The sequence below is a fragment of the Desulfoconvexum algidum genome (genome assembly GCF_055382125.1).
In genome coordinates this window covers 2,266,023-2,288,957 of record NZ_AP042394.1, presented here as the reverse complement: position 1 = coordinate 2,288,957, position 22,935 = coordinate 2,266,023, and the positions used below count along the sequence as shown (strand labels likewise).

The window sequence follows — 22,935 nt, the reverse complement described above, 5'->3', positions numbered from 1 at the left end:
TGAATACAAAAGCTTTTTTTCATTTTTATATTAAGGACCATTTCAAACCATCAAGCGTTACGTGCTAATTTGATTTTTTCATGAGCCTTCTTAATTTCTTGTCCATTTTTTTTTCAACAAAAACATAGCACAGATATCCGGAAACAATCGCAGATACAAGCATTAAACAAATAATTAAATACGCCCATTTTTCATTTAAAAAACCAGATAAATCAAAAACAAGAATAAAACCGGATAAAACAAACGGATGGAAAAGATACATTGAATAGGATGAATCACCCAGCATTTGCAATGGTAAAAATTTGTGTTTTGAAATCGGCTCTTCCAGCAATGTCAGTCCCAGACAAATTAAAAAAGAGGGTATTCCGTAATCAAAGATGCGCTTCCCACAAAACACACCTCCCTGCTGGTTTAATAAAAAAAATAGGATTACTGAAGAAAGCACTAAGATGACTGGCACGTATAATGAAATATTTTTATAATTCTTATAAATATTATAAATAATTATACCAAACAAAAACTCAATAAGTACTGCATTGGTTAGAAATCTTGTATATAAACCTTTGTTTTCCAGTAAAAATCCGGTTACAACTAATGCCAGTAAAATAATCGATACCAGTCTTCGGCCGATTTGTTCTCTGAATATCATTCCAAAAGAAAAAATAAAGTAGAAATAAAACTCATAGCTTAGGGTCCATCCATTTTTGAGCAAGAACGCTTGCTCAGTTGGTAATGGAATTAAAAAAAAGGAGAGAAAAACATTAGTCTCTCCTCCGCTGGTATTAATTCTTTCAGGCATGATTATATAGAGAACCAGTGCACATAGAGATAATAACCAGTATAATGGTATTATTCTTATTAATCGTTTTTTAATAAATAAGGTGACATTGCCTGATAAATTATATTTTCCAGCAGTCGCATGACACATAATAAAACCGGAAATAATAAAAAATATATCAACGCCTCCACCTCCAATATGAAACCAAGCAAGAGGTGCGCCAAGGTATTGAACGCCTTTCCATGAGATATGTTCCAATACCACCATTAAAGAGGCGAGTCCCCTTAGATACTGTAAAGATATAATCATTTTTATTTAGTCGTCTTGTTCAAAGGGTTTAAAGGATGTTGTTTAAAAGATAGAGCCGGTTTTTCAACCACCTTCCACGAAACAATTGCGATGAAAACAGTAATGATAATTACAAGTATATTGTATTTTAAAGATACAACTAAACCAAAATATGTGAAAAAATTTACAATCGGCATATGGTACAGATAAACACCATAAGAAATATCCAATTATGTTTTAGAGTCAATGGACTTAAACTTCTCCACGAAAATGCAAGAGAAAACATTAGTACCGCTAACATAAAAAATAAGCTGATTATATCGGATTTTGGGGAGGGCTTCTAAATCCTCCCAAAGATCCTGAAATTAGAAGATTCTGCAACCAGTTACCATGATAGCGAAATCCGTTCAATCTTTCAGCAGGACTCTGAAGACCATTATATTTCTGAACGGTCTTTGGATTTGATGGTGCAAAATTTTGAATCAGAGCCCATGCACGTATTCCTAGCTCTGCCGACTCAATGTTGCCATGAAAAGATTGTGTATTAAACAGATATCGATCCATTCTTTGCATGAGTCTATCAATCATATTGCTCGTTCTGTGAGAACCGGGCAAATCATATGCTTTGGAAAATTTCGTAAGATTATTTCGGATTTTTTCAATATTATCCATCATGAATTTAGGGATTTCAGATGCTTTTCCCCATTCATATAGACGTCTTACTCTTTGTGAAAAGGAGCGCTTACTATCGGCTTCATAACATTCCCAAAGCTTAGATGAAACCTGCTCAAAGAAGTCTTTGTATTTCTTGCGCGATCGATCTCTGATACCGATATAAATATGGAGAAAGCATGCAATTAAGACAGTTGCCGGGTAAAGGCTCTTCCAAGAATTAATAGTGGCCAGCCAACCATCTGTGTTAACGGAATCAGGACAATAATCTGGTTTCAAATTTTGTGCTTCATTTTTAAAAACTCCATACCCTTCTTCTAATTCGGCTTGGCCAGCACTTTTTTTAAGACCAACGCCTAAAATGCAATCATTGCCAACTGTACAAGGGATGTAAGCTTTCTCCCCTTTAATTTTTGTGTGCTTTTCGTCTGCAGCCAGATGCAAGGGCAGCTTTTCAGCAAACCGAACAGTAGTGCCTACTATACTATACCGACCCAGAGAGGCTTCCATACGATACCAATACATAGGATCTCTTCCGAAGCAGTAGCTCAGAGCCCAAAATGGAACAGCAAATTTACGCAGCATCAGCGGTTTTTCAACATCAACAGCCATACCTGTTAAGTATGGCATAATGAATGATGGGCGGATGGTAAAACAGACGACCCTATCTTGAATTGTGACCTTGATACGCCTGATATTAATGGACAGTTTTTTTGACAAATAAAGATCTTTCATCTGATAACCATAACGAATTTCAAATGGGAAAAGTTCTGGATGAAATTCCATATAGGAATCCAATACGGATCAAAAATAGGATGCATCATATATGTTAAGTTCATATTCGGCTTGAATAAAATCCACTACAATTGTACGATTCTTCCGGGGAGTTGGCTTTGAGTCTGACTGTTGCATGGCACCTTCTTTTTATAGCTTAAATCTTCCAATTCAACCATACATGGAAGGCGTTCAATTGTCTACAAGATAAGCCACTCCCCTAAATCCGTTACAATCAAAATTTGCCCCCTATCAATATTTTTTTAATCAGAATGACTACCAGGAAATTTGAATAGGATACTAAATTTGTTTGATCACTGTTGCCGGGTTCCCTGCAGCTACACAGTTGGAAGGAATCGTTTTGGAAAGAACCGCGCCAAAGCCGACAACTGAATTATCCCCGATGTGAACGCCCTTTAAAACAGCACCTCCTCCCGTGATCCATACATTTTTTCCAATCATAATCGGAGAAGATTCGATAACGGCATCAGGTGACCACCTATCAGGGTAAATTGAATGGAAATCAGTATCCATTATTCTGGACTCTCCCACAAGAGCATATTCACCTATTGTAATTGCTGTTTGACATCCAAAACGGGTGCCACTAACAACTGAATTGGATCCAATTTTTATTACGGCATCTTTATGTTGGGTAAAAGGTGTTACGGGATGGCCAAGACCATTAATTAGGACTTTATCCCCAATAATAACTTTCCCAGGTCCAGATATTTTAAGAGCCCCTTGAACACGAAATTTTTTTCCGAAAACAGCTTTGTTTAATATAATAGAATATTTAAATTTATAATAATAACCGCGTAAAATAGAGAGTACGTAATCACAAAGATATAATGGTGATTTTAACCCTTTATATACTTTATTTAAAAACTGAGACATTTGATCTCCTATTTTTTATCTTGTTCAACCGGCCAGTAGTCCGGCAGTAGTTGAAGAATTTTTCCGCTGAATTTTTTCACCAAAGTATCCGTTTGATTGATCTTATCTTCGGAAGTGAGCGCAGAGACTCTCACAAATGCACCGTCGTTCCTGTTATACAAAACTTTCCCAATTAATCTTTGAATATTTTGTTCAAATCCTGTCGAAAGGACTTTGTCTCCTGCTGACTGATACCAGTGATACACGATATCGTAAAGGTTCCCTTTGCGGGAGGTAATATAATTCACATTTTCATATTTTTCAGTGCCGTCTTTCCTTAATTTTATATTCTTATCCTTTACAATTCCCCATCCTGAGCTCGGCAGGCAAGCGTAGGGATTATGGGGAGTTCTCCCCCCCTTTGCCGTGCCGTAGTAACCTATATACAAATCAACCTGCTTCCCGTCTTCAGAACGGTAGTGCCTGTATACATGTTTGTCTGCATTCAACTCCTCATATATTGAATCAGCAAAATAATCCTCAACGCCTGTAAAACCCATAATTTCCATGGGCAGGTTTTCAAGATTTGTTTCTGCAACAAAGGGAACCCCCCTTTGGTCAATGATCATTGTCGAGACAATAGAGAACAGCAAAATAATGATAGTGATAATAAATGATTTATTGATATTCATAAATGGATTCCTATTGTTGTTGCTCTTTTTTTTTACCGATGGATTTCAATATCTGGGCCTCTAAAAAAAGAACTGCCAGGCCAAAGGCAAAAACGGCTATCCCTGAGAAATCATGTAAAAAGCCTCTGGCAACCTGGCCGCCGAAAAAATGGGCCAGAATGCCGGTACCGGTTACCCGGGTTATGTTGGCAATAATGGCAATTGGAATTGCTGACATCAGAATAATAATTTTTTTCCATACCTCACATTCCATCAAATAAACAAAAAGCACACTCAACATGGTTAATGCGGTAATGGATCTGAGTCCGCTGCACGCTTCGGCAACTTCAAGTTGTGTTTGGGCAAAATAAAGCATGTTGCCCTCTTGGTATACTGGAATTGAAACAGCCTTAATTACAAAAGCAGATATGTTAGTTGCAAACAATTGAAGGGGAAGTGCAACCAGACTGATAATTGAATAAGGAGCGGGAATCATGAAAAAGGCAAACAATAATGGAAATGCAATAATTTTAAAAATATTTGTTCCATAAACGTAAAGCACAATCCCAATCAGAGAACTAACAATCATGAGTCTTGCTACAAAAGTAACCCCTCCGGTGTAGCTCAACAGGTACACCCCCATGCTAACAGCAAGAATCCAGAATCCCAATTGGGAGCTATCTGCCTGCTCTCTTTTCAACAGTTCTTTTTTCTGCCATACAAAATATGCACACAAAATAGGCACCAGCATACCATGGGAATCATTGGAGTTGCCAGACCATGTATCAATAAGTTGAGGCAGTATCGGATAGAAGGCCCCAAACCAAAGGACTAAAATTAACATCAACTTTGTGATTGATCTCTGGGATTCAGTAAAATTCATCTGCTTTCCTTTTCAACATTAAAAAGCCTTATAACTTTTAATTGATCCGCTGCCGATACAAAGGGGTGTACCGGCAGCGTGACAAGTTTTTGAGCAAGGCTCTCTGCCACCGGGTAGTTTTGGCCTGCAAAACAATCTTTGAGTGCCTTTATTGTATTGATTGAACCGGGGTATGTCCCCATGATACCGGCGCCAATCTGGTTGCTTTTTTTTAGAACTTTTTTAAATGTGAGTGAGTTATCAATATAAACGGGAAATCGGATCAATATTTTTTTTTTTGCACCGAACCGAAATAATGGGTTTTTGCCACCTATTTTTTGCCGTCGTTCAAAAAAACCAAACCAATGTTCGCAATTATCCTGTCTAATAGTTGAAAACCAGTGTAATTTGTTTTTCCAGTTTTTTGCCAGACCTGCCTGGAATGGGGTCAAGCGCTTGATGGAAAAACCGGTGTCAAAAATTGTCTCGCCTAATTTCAGGAACGGAAGTGATTTTGGAAACCAGAAGAATGAGGGCAGCATGAAAACAGACAGAACAATTGAAAACAATATTAGTTTCAGTGTTTCAAATCTGCTGTAATCTGGAAGGGAATCTACAATTCCTTTGATCTGCCGGGCAATTTTATCATGGTTTGTAATAATTATTCCCCCCTCAACCGTGGAAAATCCTTTTCCCCGCCCAAGACTAAAAAATCCTATGTCACCTATTGTTCCAAGCTTTTTATTACCATCAGTTCCGCCCATGGCCTGGGCAGCATCCTCAATGAGGAAAACATCATTTTTGGTACAAACCGTTTTTAATTTAGGGATGTTGGCCGGGAGGCCAAATAAATGGGTAGGGATAATGGCAAGGATTGAAGGGTCGGTGAGTTTTAATTTCAGCTCTTTAAAATTGAAATCAAGTGTTTCGGAATCCATATCACACAGCTTTATTTTCAGCCCTGCCCTGATAATGGCAGACGGGACAGAAAAGCATGTAAAAGCCGGGATCAGAACGGTATCTTTTTCCGGGGAATGCCTGTGAAGTGCCTTTAATATAACAGTAAGTGCGGCTTTACCGGACGACAGCAGGAAACAATGTTTAACCTTGTAATAGACTTTAATTTCTGATTCAAACCGGTCCAGTTCTTTTTGTCCCCGCATTATACCTTTTAAACCGGATACAATATCTTTGAAAAAGATGGGGGCGGCTGCAGGAGGAAGGGTTCGTCTAATACGCATTTATTTACAAGCCTATGTGTTTCCGTATCATCGGCCCCAGGATGCCGGTAACCGGAACCGGCAGTTTCTGCCAGTATTCAACCGCCTTTGAGAACTTTGTTGTTTCAGGCGTTGAATCTTTCGATGGTTGTCCATTGGCTGTAATATAGTACCAATGAAGGGGCTCGGGCTGGGCGCCCCATTGTCGTTTAAATTTAAAGGTTCCCTCGTCAGGGGTAGATCTGCCAAAGTCAAAGTACTGAAATCCATTATCACAGGCATATTCAAGCATGGTCCAGTAAAGAAGCATGTTGGGGCTCAGACGGCTAAATTCCCGTAACGCCGAAGCCCAGGGATTTGCAAGGGTGTCTTTAAACCCGCAGATGACGCTGGCAGCAATGGTTTTATCCTGTTTTTTGACAATGACTATTTTTGCATCGGGGTTAAACTGTTTTATCACATTCTTGATCAGTTTCTTTGAATGAACAGGGGAACCAAGATCTCTCATATTCACCAGAAAAATATCATAAAAATCATCAAGGAATTCCAAACCGCCGACAAAAGCATTCAATCCCTCTTTTATCGGCTTTTTGATCTGACTTCGAAGTTTTGATTTAAACGATTTCATTAATATTTCAGATGATTCCGGCAGTTCAAGAAGCATACGGGCTTTATGTGTTTTTGACGTACAGGAAACTGAATTTAAAAGAGTGGCCTCCAGGCACGGGTGGGCATGGGGCTGGCGAAACTCAATGGTATCTGCCTTTAAAGAACTGCCCAATTTTATGGCTTCGGCAAGAAGCGCTTTTTCTGTCTCTTCATTGTCAGCCAGAATGCCCCCCATGTCAAAAAAAGGGATGGAGATAAGGCTGTTGCCAAAAATAAAGTGTTTCAAATGGGTCAGGGGAAGAATGCCTGTTAAAGCATTTTTATGGAATGCGGCCAGATAATATGTTTTATGGCCGTAGGTTTTTTCAATAACGGTTTTCCATGCGAACAAATGGTATAATACTGCATTGGGATGGTTATACACATATTCATCCCATAATTCGCTAAGATTTGAATCAATATATTTTATTTCAATCGACATGGGTTATGGTCTCAGATAATCGATGCAGGTTGTAAATTTCAGTGTTTTAAAATTTTTTATCATTGATTCAAGTTTTTTTTGGGTTCTATTGAGGTTGATATAATGCCGGAATTTAAAACCGGTTGACGCTTGTGTCACCCTTGGCTGTCCAGGGTCAAATTCCCAGGGGTGGGAATAAAAAAGGAAAGCGTTTTTTTTGTTTAAAACAGAATTCATACCAAGTTTAAACAGGGGAAAAGGGATTAATCTGAAATACCCGCCTCCCCCCAGGGGGAAAACTTTTTGCCGGATGCTCAGATTGCTGACAGGGAGTTCAAAAAAATCATCAGAAATCCTGCAGGCCGCACTTTTTGCAGTATTTTCCGGCAGGTCAATGGTTCCGTATCTTCCGTGCATGGCAAAAGAGTTAAAGCTTGAATCATAAACATGACCTGTTTCTTTGATGATTTTCAGGATATCGTTGTTTACAGCAAAACTTGGCGCACGGTAGCCATAAACCTGCTGTCCCGTAATATCCTCAAGAATCGCTTTACCGGTTTTCAGATCTTCAATCATTTCTTTGGAAGACTGCTGGGTGCAAAGGTGATGGTGATTCCCGTGGTTTGCGACCTCATGGCCCCTTGCATTAATTTCGTTTACAAGATCGGGCAATCGTTGGGCGATCCAACCCAGGACAAAAAAGGTTGCCTTTGGCTTGAAATCAAAGGAATCCAGGAGGTCTAAAATGGTGTGGGTATTTTTTTCAACCCTTAAATCACGGGAATCCCATGAATCAAAGGAAATATACTCTTTAAAGTTTTCTACCTGGAACCAGTCTTCAACATCAAATGTCAGGAGTATTGTTTTTTTCTCTTCCAATGCCATGGTATTCAAACCCAACCTCTGTTATTTCTTCGGGATCATACTGATTCCTGCCGTCAAATATAATTTTTTGATTCATTTTATGTGACATCTGCTTGAAATCCGGCTGCCTGAAGGTCTTCCATTCGGTTACAAGAATGAGGGCATCGGCATTTTCAAGGGCTGTGTATTGATTGTCAGAAAACTCGAGCCGGTTGTCTTTAAACCAATCATCGGGAAACTCTTTTTTTGCCTGGTCCATTGCAACGGGATCATAGGCGTTTATGCGGGCACCCGCTTTTAAGAGCTCATCAATGAGGACAATGGATGAGGCTTCCCGCATGTCATCTGTTCCCGGTTTAAACGAGAGCCCCCAGACACAGAACCTTTTATTTGAAAGATCTTCGCCAAAACGACGTTTAATTTTAAGGGGGAGGACTAATTTCTGAATAGCGTTTCTTTTTTCAACGGAGTTTAAAAGTTCCGGTTCGATCCCAGAGTCGCGACTGGTACGAATTAAGGCTTTTACATCCTTTGGAAAGCAGGATCCTCCATATCCACAGCCGGGATAGATAAAGGAATATCCTATTCTGGAGTCCGAACCAATGCCCTTCCTAACGTTTTCAACATCCACTCCGAGGTGTTCACAAATCGTTGAGATTTCATTCATAAAAGATATTTTTGTGGCCAGCATGGAGTTGGCAGCATATTTTGTCATTTCTGCATCCCGAACATTCATCAGGAGCAGTTTGTCCCTGTTTCTGGAAAAGGGCGCATACAACCGCTTCATTATTTTGGCTGCCCGGTCTGAATCCACTCCCACAACGATCCTGTCAGGTTTGAGGAAATCATTTACCGCCGCCCCTTCTTTCAGGAACTCAGGGTTTGAGACCACATCAAATTCAATGGAAACTCCCCTTTCATCCAATTGGGCTTGAACTTCTTTTGTTACCTTGTCGGCTGTGCCCACGGGAACAGTTGATTTATTGACAATAACAGAATATTCGGTGAGATGCTGCCCTATTTCCCTGGCCACCTGCAAGACATATTGCAAATCGGCAGATCCGTCTTCACCCGGGGGGGTGCCCACTGCAATAAAGAAGATATTGGATTCCTTTGCTGCGGTTCCAAGATCTGTGGTAAAGTTTAGATGATTTTCCTTGTAATTCTGGATGACCAGATTCTCCAAACCGGGTTCGTAAATGGGAAGAATGCCTCGTTTAAGGTTATTTATTTTTGTTTCATCCACATCCACGCATGTTACGACACTTCCCATTTCTGAAAAGCAGGCACCTGTGACCAGACCTACATATCCTGTGCCGATAATTGTAATATTCATTTAAAAGTCTACCATTTCTTTAGCGTTATTCGTTAGCGAGGGGTAAACACCTGGTTCTCAAGTGATTTTCTGGGATTTGTGTCATCAAACCTTACCGGCTGGGACGGGGTGAATCGAAAGGTCAGCATTCCTATATTTTCCTGATAATCTTGGCTTCCCTGGCCATCGGTATCAAAATCCCTGAATGAGTATGACAGGTCTATACTCAACCATTTTAAGGGTGACCAGACAAGTCCTGCTCCGAGATCCAGGGTGTTATCTGTTCTGTCAACTACACCGAGTTCGTAATATTCATTAAGACGATAGGCACCCCTTATGTTTGAGGAGAGTTTTTTGAGGAGCTGGTAGGTATACAGAAAGCCTGCTTCACCATAGATATTAAACCCAAGGCTTGCGGCCTCGGGGTCGATATCGCTGTAGCCGCTTTTCCCGGTGATGGACAATCTGCTTTTTCGGGTGAAATCAAAGGTTTTATACATGTCCAGATCTAAAAAAAACCGTTCTTTATCATAGTCACTGGAAATATCCCTATCCTGGAAGAGAACACCAATGCCAAGAAGTATACCCGAATCATCGGTGGGGCTCCAATCAAAACCAATGGATGGATGGTAGACATCGTAATCCCCTGATGCCTGCTTGGTCGATGAATGGGCATATTTTGCGTACACATCAAGATGTTTGCTGATCGTATGCAATAACCGCAGATCCCCGGACCATGTCTCGGGATCATTACTTGGAATCTCATACTTTGTGCTTGAATAGGACAGGTTTGTGTCAACTCCCCATTTGGGTGAAAACCAATAGCCAAAAAATGCACTTGGTTTATGTCTTTTATATTCATCCAGATTGGCTTCATCATACATATCAAAAGAATAGGTATAGTTGATTCCAAATGAATCGCGTTGACCAAACTGATGGACGACTCCCAAAAAAGTACTATTTGTATCATGTTTGTTAAAACTGTTGTTTCTTACCGATTGATTGAGATCTCTTACATAACTTTCTGAAAAGGTTAAGCTTGTATTCTTGCCGGCCTGGTAAAGGCCGTCAATACCAAAATCATGGCGCCAGAAATCGTATTGGTTCAGCTCATTATGGTCCTTATATTCAGGAGAATAATTAAAAAACAAATTTCCTTTTTTGTCCAGGATTCCAAAGGAAAAGTCAGCCCCGTATAGGGTGTAATACTCATCATCCTTATTATTTTCAGTCTTGAGATAATTATCTGTATACTCGCCTGAAATGGAGAGAGAAGGGACAAACTGTGTTTTAATTTTAGAAGAAGCCGTGGGGACCAAAACCAATAATAAAAAAAAGATGCTCAGATTTATATTCAAAAGCTTAATCCGGTTTAAACTTTTCATGGCACACCGTCCTTTGGTTTTATGGTACACGTTTTAGGGTACTATGATGGTATCATCGGCTTTAAGGGAAATATCTTTGCTGAAATCGCCTTTCAGAATATCATTGTATTTAATGATAATGGTTTCCTCTTTTCCCTGGCTTCTCCGGATCAAGATGATTTTATTTTTGGAGGCCCATTCGGTAAAGCCGCCTGAAAGGGCAAATGCCTGCATAACCGTTATTTTTTTAAGAATGGGATATTCGCCGGTTCTCATCACTTCGCCTAGAATATAAAATTTCTGACTGACGGGGTTTGCAAGGGTTATGGTAACATTGGGTGCTTCCACATACTCTGCCAGCTTTTTTTCTATTACGGCCTTGAGCGCCATGGTGGTCAACCCCTTGGCCTGAATATCATCCAGCAACGGAAATGTAATCTTGCCGTCACTTCTCACCATTTCCCCTTCCAGGGAAAGATCCGGTTCCTTCCAGGTATTGATGCGCAGAATATCACCCACCCCGATTTCATAGTCGGGTACACTTTCGTCGGCCTGACACATTGGCGTCTGGGAAATAAAAGAGATGCAAAGGGTGCCTACCACTAAACCGATGATACCCCATTTTTGTAAATTTTTAAAAAAGATCATAGCTCCGCCCCTTCGATTACATCGACTTTCTGTGTATAAAATTTTTTAGTACCGCAAAATGCTTACAATATTACCTGACGCCTTATTACCTGGCACCTTTACCAAACAATACTGTTTTTACCGTCCTGAGAATGATCACAAGGTCCATGGTAATGGACAAATTTTTTATATAAAAAAGATCGTAATTTAATTTTTCAATGGCATCCTCAATGGTTGCGCCATAGCTGTAGGAGACCTGCGCCCAACCAGTTAAACCGGGTTTTACTTTGAACCTTTCGGCATAATAGGGAATCTTTTCTTCAAGTTCATCGGTAAAGTGTTTGCGTTCCGGCCGGGGACCGACCATGCTCATCCTGCCCATTAAAACATCCCACAACTGGGGCAGTTCATCGATCCGAAATTTTCGAATAATCCTGCCCATCCGGGTAATCCGGCCATCATTGGTTTGTGCCCAGACAGGTCCTGTTAATTTTTCAGCGTCTTCTACCATTGACCTGAATTTGTGCATCATGTATTCATTTTTGTTCTGGCCCACCCGATCCTGGGAAAAAAGAACCGGCCCTTTTGATTCAAGCTTGATCAAAATAGCCGTCAGCAAAAACAGGGGGGACAACAAAATCAGCATACTACAGGCGATTAGAATATCTGAGATGCGTTTGACAATTGTCAGACGTCTGGATTTTTTAAACCCGTCTGAAAATATCAGCCAGGAAGGGTTTATTTTGGTCACCAGCAGTTTTCCTGTCAGCATTTCATAGAAACTGCTGCCCTCCAGAACTTCAAGTCCTGCTGTCCTGCAATTGAGCAATTCTTTTCCAGGAAAAGATCCCCTTCTCTCTTTTAAGGCAACCACGACTTTTTTTACCCCAAGCCCCAAAGCGATTTCACAAAAGTTTTCTTTGGTACATTCAATGAGGACCTTATCAGAAATCTTTTTATCAATTTTTTCTTTATCCGAATCCGGAATCAGGAGCCCTATGGTATAGCCACAGTCGATGGTGGAGTTGATTGTTTCTATAATATCATATGCAAGGGGTGTAGACCCCAATATAATTATGGCTTCGTTGAAAAAACCCTTGTTTAAGATCCAGATATAAACAATCCGCCAGCCGACAATCAAAAAAAACAAAAGTGAAATGCTTAAAACAAAGGTTTTCTGATCCACAATGGCAACAGGGAATATAAAATAAACAGCGGCCAGGGAAATTGAGGTTATCCCAAGTGCCTGAAGAAGTCTTATGCTGATCTCCGGAATGGTGGAGGCAACTTCAAAATCGTAGAGGTCATTATAATAAAGGCACGCCTGGCAGGTAATAGAAACCAGGATGATTTTCAAAACCAGAAAAAGATCAACCAGGTAAGAACTAGGCGTGGTAACAAGAAATGACGACAGGAAAATAACGCTGAAAATAACGACACCCTCGAATAAAAAGAAAAGAATATTTCGTATGGGGAAATACTGTTTTAAAAGCCTAAGCATTTTTTAGCCCATACCCATATTTGCCGTAGCCGTATTTACCGTAGCCATATCCAATTTTTTTCCTGGCAAAATTATACACAACACCGATAATTTTTTCTTTTCCGTAGATGTCAATAAGATCCAGAACATCTTTTTTTCGTGTTTCCCCCTGTTGAATTACAATCACAATTCCATCAACCAGTCTGGATATTGCAGCTGTTTCAGAAGTCAGATACGGCGGCGGTGTATCTATGATGATATATCTGTCACTATACCTTGATTTTACCTCATGGAGAAGCCTTCTCATCTGCTCAGAGGATAAGAGTTCCGAAGGATTAAAGGGAATCGTTCCTGCCGGAAGAAGGGTCAGCTTCTCCAGAAATGTTTTGACCAGTAAATCGGATAAAGGCTTTGCCTCGGCGAGGTATTCGCTTAACCCCTGGATTTCATCAAATCCGAACAATGAATGGATGGAGGGAGATCTCAGGTCACAGTCCATTAAAAAAACATGTTCATCTATATTCTGGGCAATACTGATGGCAAGGTTTGCCGCCACAAAAGATTTCCCGGCACCCGGGGCGGTGCTGGTTATCATGATTGATTTTGGCGGGTTGCCCTTTTCCGGAAAAAGTATATTGTTTTTTAAAATCCGGAATTGTTCAGCCTCAACTGACTGCGGCTGAAGACCGCTGACAAGCTTGGGATCAATGGCGAACGGAATATTTTCTACACCAGGGGTGTCAATTTTTGGGTCATGAAAATCCGGGCCATGGAGATCAGATACAGTTTCCGTTTTAACCGCACCTGCTGCCGCCTGTATTTTTTCAAGAGGTTGTTGTGATTTTTCCAGTGCTTTGAAAATTTTTCCCAACTCATCACTCCAATTTTAAAGATTGCTATAGGTTCTAATTAAATTAAGCGTTCTGTCAATACCATTAAAATTTAAAACCATGAAAAACGACAATATTACACCTGAGTAAAGGGCCACAGCAGTAAATAGAACGTGATTAGCCCATTTTTTCCTCTTATCTCCCGGCTGACCTATGGGCGGGATAGATGCCAGTATGGGCAGCCCGATCTCTACTTCTATCTGTTCTTCATTTCTTATGACCGGGTTCAAAAATTCAAGCAGAAAAACAATTCCCCCGCCAATGCCGAAACCGACGCCGATGGACAGCATAAAGAGCATCCTTACATCGGGAGATGTCGGTTTTTCAGGAAGACGCGCATGGTCAAGAATACGGAATTGCTCCCCTTTTTGCTTCTTTTCCATGTTAACCGCAAGCTCCGCTTCAAGACGTCGGGACAGAAGGGAGTTATAGCTGTCTCTTATGTTGTTGTAGTCCCTTTGGATGGATCGAAGTTCCTGCTCTCTTTTGGGCGTATCCTCAACTCTTTTCTGATAAACCAGCATTTTTGCGTTAACCTTTTGGAGTGTCTCCTGCAGATTGAAAATTTCATTGTTCATCCGCTTAAGGGCCAGCCCATACTGGAATAAAATATTATCATTGGGAGATGCGGCACGGGTTTTATCAGAATTGGTTTTTTGACCAGGAGTCGCATTGGGTTTTCCCGTTTTTTCTTGTTCAAGTTTTTTTTCAAGCCGGGCAACACTTTTGGTTAATTTAATAACTTCCGGGTGCCTGACTGTATATTTTGAAAGCAACTCATCCAATTGCCTTTTTTCCAGCTCATACTGCTGTTCAGTTATGGATAAGGATGGGGTGCTTACAAACGTACCATCGGACTGCAAGGTTGACGCCGTTCCGCTGTTGATGTTTTCCTTTAGCCGTGAAATTTGATTTTTTAAAAGAGAGACAGAATTTTGCATCTCTCTGAGCGCATTTGCAGCCTCGGTACTCTGCAATTGAAGCCGGTCAAGGGTCCTCAGATTTGTTTCCAACTCGTCGGGCAGTCCGCCCATGTGGGCTGCCCTGTATTCAGCAAGTACATTTTCCCGGTTCTCAAGTTTCTTTTTTATTTTATCAAGTTCTGATTCAAGAAATTCACTGGTTCCAATGGCCTGCATTTCTCTGGCTTTGAGATTTTCGTCCATGAAAAAACCGGCCAGGGTATTGGCAACTTTCATTACCATTGCAGGATTGCTGCCAGTAAAAGAGACGGAAAATGCTTCAGTGCCTTGGTGCCTGGTGCTCTGCTGTTTGACGTGAACCCGTTGTCGCATACTTGTAACTTTATCTTCCTGATACATATCAGGCCTGTCCTGGAAGAGCCCAAACTGGTTGATTATTTTTTCAATATTTGTTCTGCTTAATATCTGCTGGGAAATCGTATTGATTCTTTGACCTATGTCTGTGGTAACAATTGATTGAACATAATCTGTCGGCACCTTCTGGGGCTGGATAAGAATTGTTGTAGCGGCTATGTAGGTTTTAGGCGTTGTAAGGGTATAAAAAAGGCCCAGGGTTAAGGAAAGGCAAAGGGGAATCATAATCAACCATCTGCGCCTGATTATTATTTCAACTATCTGATCTGGTTTTAGTGCTGCTGACTGTTGCTGAAAATCCGCCATCCTGTATCTGAAATCCTTTCTAATTTATATCAAGATCACAAAAATGCAAACACCCTACATCAGCACTGTCTTGACGTCAATGAAATTTCTATTTTGCTTTAAGCATTGATTGACTTTTTCAAGGCAATCTTAAAAACAATTATCAGCTGTGTCAATGCGAATTACATGCCAAAGCCAAAACAGAGTGTTTTTCAATCAAAAACTTATCAATATGTGTATTATTTTACCCAATAAGTAAATTTTTAACCTTTTATTGGGTAAAATACTACCTAAGTTTTTATTTGTATTTTTTAAATAATTAAAAACCAAAATCATGAAAACTTTTACATAATTTTGTTTCTTTTTTTACACACTTTCATGGTCTGAATAGGCCAACCTTCCCAAACTACGTGGCTTTCGAAGCATGGCACGTATACTGCTTAATAATCTTGTTAATATAGTTTATACAAAAAAATAACATGAATATTTTAAAAAGGGAAAAAGTATGAAGAAATTGTTAAAAGCGGGTTTTATATTAAGCACTCTGTTCTTATTGACGGCCAATGCCTGGGCATTTCCCATACAAGTGGGTGATTTTGTTACAATGACCGAGGCTGGTGAATACTACGGAATGAAAGTTACGACTCCTATTGATGGAGATACCGATACCGATAGAATGAAGACCATTCACGATACCTTTTGCCTTGAAAAAGACGAAATCTTTTATGATGATTCTGAATATAGAGTTCAGACCGTTGAGGATTACGCAACAGGTGGTGGTGCTGATTATGATGATGCTGTTGATGCTGATGGGGATTCTATTTCTGATGGGAAAGATTATGTTTCTGATGAAAGTAAATGGCTGGCCTGGTCATTTTGGACAGGTCGATTTGCTAACACAATTTCTTCAGAAGATGTACAAAATGTCATTTGGCTTTTAGAAGACGAACTACTTTACGACCATATGACTACCAGTGCCAAAAGCTTTTTCGACGACCTGGGATGGTCCGATTTAACCACATCTGGAATGGAATTTAAAGTTGTTAATATTGTTTATGATACCAAGGATAGTACCCTTGATCGACAAAGCCAGTTGGTTGGTGCTCCCGTTCCAGAACCTGCCACCATGCTTCTTTTTGGAATAGGATTGATCGGACTTGCCGGCATCGGAAGGAAAACAAGGCAAAATTAATACCAACCATTTTTTGTTTAAATTCAAAGCAGGGTTCCAAAAGGGGCCCTGCTTTTTTTTTGTATATTATTGCGGGTATTATTGCGGGGACACCTTACTTATCTTTCTTTTTAGGACCCTGTTTTTGAGGTTTCAGTCTGTGCTCCAAAAGATAATTACAAAAAAAATTTCCCATAAGCTTGATTTTGATATCACAAATTGATATCATACAAATATAAACAGTAAACAGCGAAGAATATTAAAAGCTATTTTCAAAAATCAAGTCCCGTCCAACCTTGATTTTAAGAAAATGGAATCGCTGTTTCTGGCTTTGGGTGCAAAATTGATCGAAGGGGATGGTTCTCGAGTCAGATTCATTTTAAACGAAGTAGTGATGAGTTTCCATAGACCACATCCCCTCAAAGAAACAAAACCGTATCAGGTACGGGACGCTCGTTCTTTTCTAAAACAAGCAGGGGTGAAGCCATGAAACCAATGAAACACAAGGGGTATAGTGCCCGCATTGAATACAGTGATGAAGATAGTTGCTTTGTTGGCCATATTGCAGGCATTCGCGATGTTGTAGGCTTTCATGGTGAAGCAGTTAGCGAACTCAGAGCAGCATTTGAAGAGGCACTTAATGACTATTTGGAAACATGCCAAAAAATAGGAAAGCAACCTCAAAAACCATATTCCGGTAAGTTGATGCTCCGTGTTCCGCCAAAGGTTCATGCTGCAGTTGCACAGGCTGCCGAAGTGAGCGGGAAAAGTATTAACCAATGGGCAGCCGATATGCTGGATCAGGCAGCACACTCTCACTAAATGGCATAGCCAATTATTAGTCATACCGGTTTGTATTCCGGTGTATTCCGGTGTATTCCGGGGACATGTATTCCGGTATTCCGGATGTATGTATTCCGGGGACATCTTTTATTTCGGGGACATCTAACTATTTCGGGCTATTTCGGCTATTTCGGGGACAGCTTACTTAGCTATTCCGGGGACATCACTATATTCCTCAAGGTCCTTTTCTTCCATCGCATTAATTGAAACATCATTGAGTTTTTTCTTAGGAATCTTAATGGAAAAAGGAAGGCCATTTTGAAAGGTTATCTGTTTGTAGAAAACATTAATAGCTTGAGAAGGGGTCAGCCCCAAAAGAGTTAATATGTTTTCAGCATCATTTTTAAGTTCAGCATCCATTCTTACTGATATTGTTGTAGTCTTTGCCATAAAACACCTCATTCTTTATTATTAGCAACTTGTCATACCATGAGAATACATTGAATGGACAAAAAAATAAAGAATTAATAGCGACCATTTTAATTTACCATCAAAGCAGGGTTCCACCAGGGATCCTGCTTTTTTTCCTTAATTCAAAAGTATTGACAATATTCAATGCTCGTCTTAGTGTACTTGATCATGGAAAATCCAAAGACTATTTATTTAAAAGATTACAAGCCGCCGGAGTTTTTTGTTGATCACGTGGATCTGATTTTTGATATTGCAGATGATCTGACCAAAGTCACTTCCAAACTGAAAATAAGAAAAAACAAAGACCTAGCAAACGAGCAGACACCCCTTGTTTTTGATAAGGGACGGTTTGAGATTTGTTCCGTGGTTGCAGATGGAATGCTTTTACTGCCGGAAGAATACCAGGCGGGAGATGATTTTTTCAAGCTGATTAAAACGCCGGACAGGTTCACCTTGGAAATTGTATCCATCTTAGCCCCTGAAGAGAATACCAGCCTGGAAGGATTATACATGTCCGGGGACACCCTGTGCACCCAGTGCGAGGCCCAGGGATTTCGGAGGATCACCCCTTTTCCCGACAGGCCGGACGTCATGGCTGTCTATTCATGTACCATAATTGCCGATCGAGACCGCTATCCGGTCCTGCTTTCCAATGGAAATCTGGTTAAATCCGGAAACCTTGATAACAATCGGCATTATGTCCGGTGGGAAGATCCCTTTAAAAAACCCAGTTACCTGTTTGCCCTTGTGGCGGGGAATTTGTCCTGTCTGGAGGACAAGTTCACTACTTGCTCCGGAAAAACGGTTGATTTAAAAATCTATTCAGAGATAGAGAATATAGATAAATGTCACCATGCAATGAGATCCCTTCAACAGGCCATGCGCTGGGACGAGGATCGGTTCAGCCTTGAATATGACCTTGATTTATACCAGATTGTGGCCATTAATGACTTTAATGCCGGGGCCATGGAAAACAAAGGATTGAATATTTTCAATTCAAAATATGTCCTGGCCAATCCGACAACTGCCACGGACGATGATTTTATGAATATCCAGGCGGTTATCGGTCATGAGTATTTCCACAATTGGACAGGAAACCGGGTCACCCTTAAAAACTGGTTTCAGCTCAGTCTTAAGGAAGGGCTCACTGTTTTCAGGGATCAGGAATTTTCATCTGATCTAAACTCCCGGGCGGTGGAACGGATTACCAATGTGAAAAATCTAAGGGCCTCTCAGTTTCCCGAAGATGCAGGCCCCATGACCCACCCTGTCCGGCCTGAGTCCTATATTAAAATGGACAATTTTTATACCATGACCGTGTATGAGAAAGGATCGGAATTGATCCGGATGATTCATCAACTCATTGGAGAATCTGATTTCAGGCGGGGCATGGATCTGTATTTTGAGCGATTTGACGGGATGGCGGTCACCACCGAAGATTTTGTTTCGGTGATGGAAACGGCATCCCGCCTTGATCTTACCCAGTTTAAATTATGGTATTCCCAGTCCGGCACGCCGATAGTTACTTTGACACGATCCTATGATCCTAAATTACAGAGACTGACCCTGATCTTTGAGCAGACAACACCTCCGGACAGAAATCAAAGGGAGAAAAAGCAGCTTCATATTCCCGTTCAATTTGGACTTATGGATGGCAAAGGAAATGATATCACTCCTGAGGGTATGACTTTACTTGAGCTGAAAACAAAGGAAACCACCTTTGTGTTTGAAAATATAGGGCCGGACACCTACCCTTCTGTTTTTAGAGAATTTTCTGCGCCGGTCAAACTGGTAACGGATTTTTCCGATGCAGATCTTGCCTTTCTCATGGCCCATGAGCGAGATGAATTTAACCGGTTTGATGCCGCCCAGACCCTTTTCATAAAAGAAATCCAGACGCTTGTTTCCATGATTCAAAAAGATGAGCCCCTTGATGTTTCCCCTATCCTGGTCCAGGCATTTAAAACAGCCTTGCTTGATTCAAAGACCGACAAAGCATTTCTTGCCAAAGCCCTGGCCCTACCCCAGGAAAATGAAATCAAGGACTATTATGAGTGCATTGATGTGGCTTCCATCCACAAGGCCAGAGCCTATCTGAAAAAAGAATTGGCCCTGGAATTAAGAGATCAGTTCATGGAAAAAATTGAGCAATGCTCCTCTTTAGATCCCTTGAGTATTTCCCCTGGGGCAATAGCGGATCGGAGTCTAAAAAACCTTTGTTTGTCCTATATCGGCAGCATTGAGGAGAAACAAACGACTGATTATGTTCGTCAAAAGTTTGAAACTGCCCAGAACATGACCGATGAATATGCGGCACTCAAGATTTTGAGTCAGATTGATTCGGGTGTAAAACAAACGGGAATGGATATTTTTTATAAAAAATGGCAGCAGGATAAACTGGTTCTGGACAAATGGTTTGCCGTCCAGGCAGCTTCCAGTCTTCCAGATACCCTGGAACAGGTTCAAGCTCTTTTGACCCATCCGGATTTCACCATGGCCAATCCCAACAAGGTAAGATCCCTTGTTTACATGTTTGCTCTGCAAAATCCGATAAATTTTCACCGGGCGGATGGAAACGGGTATCGATTTGTCGCTGACCAGATTATTGCACTGGACACCATTAACCAACAGGTGGCGGCCAGACTGTCCTCTTGTTTCAACCACTGGAAAAAATATGATTCTTCGAGAAAGGTTTTGATGAAAAAAGAACTTGAAAGGATTTTAGCGGTTCAGACACTTTCTAAAAATGTCTATGAGATTGTTTCAAGGGCGTTGGAGTAGAGAGTAGTGATACCAATTCGTTTGTACAAGGCTCTCATGGGTATTCCGGGGACATCTATACTTATCTTTCTTTTTAGGACCCGGTTTTTGAGGTTTCAGTCTGCGATCCAAAAGAGATTCCATTTTTCCGATAAAGGGATCCACCCCCAGCGGCCGACCTGTTCGTTCATGTTTCGTGACATCCTCCCGGGGTTGAAACCCCGGGTATCCCACTGAAATAAATTCATGTTTCAATAAGAACAGGTTCCTGGTTCAATGAGCCCGCTTGATCAGGTTCTTGTGAACCAGAACATTGGCTGTACTCTCCGCAGGCGTTAATTCGGGCATAATCCTGCCCTATTTGCAAAATATTTAAAGCAGCGTTAATATCCCGATCATGGACGGTGCCGCACTCCAGGCAAACCCATACCCTATCTGACAATTTAAGGTCAGAATTAATATAGGTACACCCTTTGGTTGAGCACATCTTTGATGACGGATCGAACCGGCCTATCTGGTGAACCTGTCGATTCCTCCACCCAGCTTTGTATTTAATCTGCCTGGAGAGTTCACCCATGCCAGCTCCGGCAATATGCCTGGCCAGTCTCTTATTTTTCATCATACCTTTAACATTCAAATCTTCCAGATAGATCACTTGGTTTTCGTTCACCAGGTGGAAGCTTTCTTTATGTAAAAAGTCTTTACGTTGATTCGAGATCTTTTCATGTAACCGGGCAATGATCAATCGCTGTTTTTTTCTATTCTTAGAACCTTTTTTTTTCCTGGACAACCGTCTTGACTGGCGTTTTAATTGCCTTAAAGATCGTTCCAGGTGCCGTTTATTTGATACCTTTACACCATCACTGGTAACAATCGTATCCTTCACGCCCAGGTCAATACCGATCTCTTTGAACGGGATATTCTTTTTCCCGGGCAATTCGGTTTTATCGATTAGGCATTTAAAACTGACAAAGTATTTGCTGGAAGGCGCTTTTGATATAACCAAGCTTTCAATCTTCCCTGGGATCTCCCTGTGGGCATTAACCTTAATATCAGATTTAATCTTTGGAATATTCAGAAGGAAGTTACCGCTCTTGGAGATCCGGGTCTTAAAGTGCTGCGGTACTGTAAAAGACTGCCGGTTATGTTTTCTCTTGAACTGAGGATACTTATTCGGCAGTTTTTTATCAAAAAACTTCTGATAAGCCTCTTCCAGCTCCAGAACCGATTGCTGCAGACTTTGGCTGTTACATTCCTTTAACCAATCAAAGTCTTTCTTGAGCCCAGGGATCATTCGTTTACAGGCAAACCCGGAAACAGACTCCTTGCTTTCTTTCCAGGCCGTTGATCTAAGATCCAAAAAGTGATTATACAAAGAACGAGTACACCCAAAGTGTTTTGCAAAAAACACCTCTTGCTCAGGCGTTGGATAGATCCGGAACCGGTATCCTGCCGAGACAATATTGGGGTCTGTACTTTTGTTTTTCTTTATGATCATTTGATTTTTTGATCCTGGATATATTTTTTAACTGTTTCCTCAGAAATATGGCCAATGGTCTCAATATAGGTCGAGCTATTCCACAAATGCCCCTTCCACAACTTCTTGGTTATATCCGGGAAAATAACAAACAGTCTTCTGGCCGAGATTCCTTTTAGCATCTTATAAATATACCCTGCCGGTACCTTGGGGTGAGCAGATGCAAAAACATGAACATGATCTGGCATAATCTCAACCTCTTTGATTAAGAAGTCTTTGTCCTTGGCTATATCAAAAAGAATTTGTTTTAAAGTATCAGCCACATCTCCGGTTAAAACCGAACGTCTATATTTAACAGACCAGACAAGGTGGTATCCGGTATTGTAAACAACCGTTCTTGCATGGACCAAATTATTTCTTGATTCAATCATACATATAGTATATCATTTATTATGTATTTAGTCAAGAAAATAATAAATTAGGACATACATATACTTCTGAATTCATCCTGGGGTTGAAACCCCCGGGGCTTCTGCGGTAAAGTCCTAAACAAATGAAAATGGTGCAGGTGTGGGTAGATACCTTGATGGTATGGATGAAGAGTAAAACAATGCATCAAATATAATGATGACCGGCTCGGAAGGAGTCTGGACAAACTTTTCAACACAGATCGGAATAGCATGATGACTGAATCACCGACCTCCTGCAGAGCAGGAGGTATGATTTTATAATCTTCTGTTAATCATTACGGAGCTTCACAGCAACATACTTCATTTGCTCGGTGTTCCTTCGATAACATTCCCCACAACAGGCTTATGAATAAAATAGCCCGGCGTATTAGCGACACTATTAGCTGACCCTGCTACGCAAGTTTCTACGGGCACCGATTGCGGAAACAGACAGT

22 protein-coding genes are annotated in these 22,935 nt (G+C 40.8%); 4 read left to right on the top strand and 18 right to left on the bottom strand.

Features of this window, described 5'->3' with window-relative positions; genetic code table 11:
- Positions 1-64 precede the first annotated feature (64 nt).
- The 14 genes from ACZ45G_RS10475 to ACZ45G_RS10410 form a co-directional block, all read right to left on the bottom strand.
- Positions 65-1,087 carry an acyltransferase family protein gene (locus ACZ45G_RS10475; RefSeq protein WP_464177779.1) on the bottom strand — a complete coding sequence of 341 codons (1,023 nt, stop codon included), beginning with the start codon at positions 1,085-1,087 and terminating at the stop codon, positions 65-67.
- A gap of 294 nt (positions 1,088-1,381) precedes the next feature.
- Positions 1,382-2,524, bottom strand: coding sequence for a hypothetical protein (locus tag ACZ45G_RS10470; protein WP_464177777.1), 1,143 nt, complete (start codon positions 2,522-2,524; stop codon positions 1,382-1,384).
- A 288-nt stretch (positions 2,525-2,812) separates the two neighbouring features.
- Positions 2,813-3,406: an acyltransferase gene (locus ACZ45G_RS10465; RefSeq protein WP_464177775.1), complete on the bottom strand. Its 594-nt coding sequence runs from the start codon at positions 3,404-3,406 to the stop codon at positions 2,813-2,815.
- 8 nt (positions 3,407-3,414) lie between these two features.
- Positions 3,415-4,077, bottom strand: a complete 663-nt coding sequence (locus ACZ45G_RS10460) for an exosortase C-terminal domain/associated protein EpsI (RefSeq protein ID WP_464177773.1) — start codon at positions 4,075-4,077, stop codon at positions 3,415-3,417.
- Positions 4,078-4,087: 10 nt separating this feature from the next.
- Positions 4,088-4,939, bottom strand: a complete 852-nt coding sequence (gene xrtA, locus ACZ45G_RS10455; protein WP_464177771.1) for an exosortase A — start codon at positions 4,937-4,939, stop codon at positions 4,088-4,090.
- On the bottom strand, positions 4,936-6,159 hold the full coding sequence (locus ACZ45G_RS10450) for a DegT/DnrJ/EryC1/StrS family aminotransferase (RefSeq protein WP_464177769.1): 1,224 nt from the start codon (positions 6,157-6,159) through the stop codon (positions 4,936-4,938). Before ACZ45G_RS10450 ends, xrtA begins: the two co-directional genes overlap by 4 nt.
- A 4-nt stretch (positions 6,160-6,163) precedes the next feature.
- Positions 6,164-7,228: a FemAB family XrtA/PEP-CTERM system-associated protein gene (locus ACZ45G_RS10445; protein ID WP_464177767.1), complete on the bottom strand. Its 1,065-nt coding sequence runs from the start codon at positions 7,226-7,228 to the stop codon at positions 6,164-6,166.
- 3 nt (positions 7,229-7,231) lie between these two features.
- Complete coding sequence (locus ACZ45G_RS10440) at positions 7,232-8,092, bottom strand: XrtA system polysaccharide deacetylase (protein WP_464179919.1); 861 nt, start codon at positions 8,090-8,092, stop codon at positions 7,232-7,234.
- Entirely contained in the window at positions 8,052-9,407 is a 1,356-nt protein-coding gene (locus ACZ45G_RS10435; protein WP_464177765.1) for a UDP-glucose dehydrogenase family protein, read from the bottom strand. The genes ACZ45G_RS10440 and ACZ45G_RS10435 overlap by 41 nt, the downstream gene beginning before the upstream one ends.
- A 32-nt stretch (positions 9,408-9,439) precedes the next feature.
- Positions 9,440-10,771, bottom strand: coding sequence for an outer membrane beta-barrel protein (locus ACZ45G_RS10430; protein WP_464177763.1), 1,332 nt, complete (start codon positions 10,769-10,771; stop codon positions 9,440-9,442).
- 33 nt (positions 10,772-10,804) lie between these two features.
- On the bottom strand, positions 10,805-11,398 hold the full coding sequence (locus ACZ45G_RS10425; RefSeq protein WP_464177760.1) for a polysaccharide biosynthesis/export family protein: 594 nt from the start codon (positions 11,396-11,398) through the stop codon (positions 10,805-10,807).
- 85 nt (positions 11,399-11,483) lie between these two features.
- On the bottom strand, positions 11,484-12,878 hold the full coding sequence (locus tag ACZ45G_RS10420; RefSeq protein WP_464177758.1) for a TIGR03013 family XrtA/PEP-CTERM system glycosyltransferase: 1,395 nt from the start codon (positions 12,876-12,878) through the stop codon (positions 11,484-11,486).
- Positions 12,871-13,728, bottom strand: a complete 858-nt coding sequence (locus ACZ45G_RS10415; protein ID WP_464177756.1) for a polysaccharide biosynthesis tyrosine autokinase — start codon at positions 13,726-13,728, stop codon at positions 12,871-12,873. Before ACZ45G_RS10415 ends, ACZ45G_RS10420 begins: the two co-directional genes overlap by 8 nt.
- 15 nt (positions 13,729-13,743) lie before the next feature.
- Positions 13,744-15,390: a GumC family protein gene (locus ACZ45G_RS10410; RefSeq protein ID WP_464177754.1), complete on the bottom strand. Its 1,647-nt coding sequence runs from the start codon at positions 15,388-15,390 to the stop codon at positions 13,744-13,746.
- Positions 15,391-15,874: 484 nt separating this feature from the next.
- Between ACZ45G_RS10410 and ACZ45G_RS10405 the strand changes: the two genes are divergently transcribed.
- The 3 genes from ACZ45G_RS10405 (at position 15,875) to ACZ45G_RS10395 (ending at position 17,362) form a co-directional block, all read left to right on the top strand.
- A complete protein-coding gene (locus tag ACZ45G_RS10405; RefSeq protein ID WP_464177752.1) occupies positions 15,875-16,561 on the top strand; it encodes a PEP-CTERM sorting domain-containing protein in 687 nt (228 codons plus the stop codon).
- Positions 16,562-16,850: 289 nt separating this feature from the next.
- Positions 16,851-17,030, top strand: a complete 180-nt coding sequence (locus ACZ45G_RS10400; protein ID WP_464177750.1) for a type II toxin-antitoxin system HicA family toxin — start codon at positions 16,851-16,853, stop codon at positions 17,028-17,030.
- A complete protein-coding gene (locus tag ACZ45G_RS10395) occupies positions 17,027-17,362 on the top strand; it encodes a type II toxin-antitoxin system HicB family antitoxin (protein ID WP_464177748.1) in 336 nt (111 codons plus the stop codon). The genes ACZ45G_RS10400 and ACZ45G_RS10395 overlap by 4 nt, the downstream gene beginning before the upstream one ends.
- Positions 17,363-17,524: 162 nt before the next feature.
- Here ACZ45G_RS10395 and ACZ45G_RS10390 read toward each other — a convergent pair whose 3' ends face one another.
- Positions 17,525-17,773, bottom strand: coding sequence for a type II toxin-antitoxin system RelB/DinJ family antitoxin (locus tag ACZ45G_RS10390; protein ID WP_464177746.1), 249 nt, complete (start codon positions 17,771-17,773; stop codon positions 17,525-17,527).
- A 189-nt stretch (positions 17,774-17,962) separates the two neighbouring features.
- On the opposite strand from ACZ45G_RS10390, the gene pepN reads away from it, so the two are divergent.
- On the top strand, positions 17,963-20,575 hold the full coding sequence (pepN, locus tag ACZ45G_RS10385) for an aminopeptidase N (RefSeq protein ID WP_464177744.1): 2,613 nt from the start codon (positions 17,963-17,965) through the stop codon (positions 20,573-20,575).
- Here the strand turns inward: pepN and ACZ45G_RS10380 are convergent.
- Genes ACZ45G_RS10380 through tnpA form a run of 3 tightly spaced genes read right to left on the bottom strand, consistent with a single transcriptional unit; the run spans position 20,558 to position 22,462 of the window.
- A complete protein-coding gene (locus tag ACZ45G_RS10380; protein WP_464177742.1) occupies positions 20,558-20,809 on the bottom strand; it encodes a hypothetical protein in 252 nt (83 codons plus the stop codon). The genes pepN and ACZ45G_RS10380 overlap by 18 nt on opposite strands.
- Positions 20,799-22,052, bottom strand: a complete 1,254-nt coding sequence (locus ACZ45G_RS10375; protein WP_464177739.1) for an RNA-guided endonuclease TnpB family protein — start codon at positions 22,050-22,052, stop codon at positions 20,799-20,801. Before ACZ45G_RS10375 ends, ACZ45G_RS10380 begins: the two co-directional genes overlap by 11 nt.
- Entirely contained in the window at positions 22,049-22,462 is a 414-nt protein-coding gene (tnpA, locus tag ACZ45G_RS10370) for an IS200/IS605 family transposase (protein ID WP_464177737.1), read from the bottom strand. Before tnpA ends, ACZ45G_RS10375 begins: the two co-directional genes overlap by 4 nt.
- Positions 22,463-22,935 lie beyond the last annotated feature (473 nt).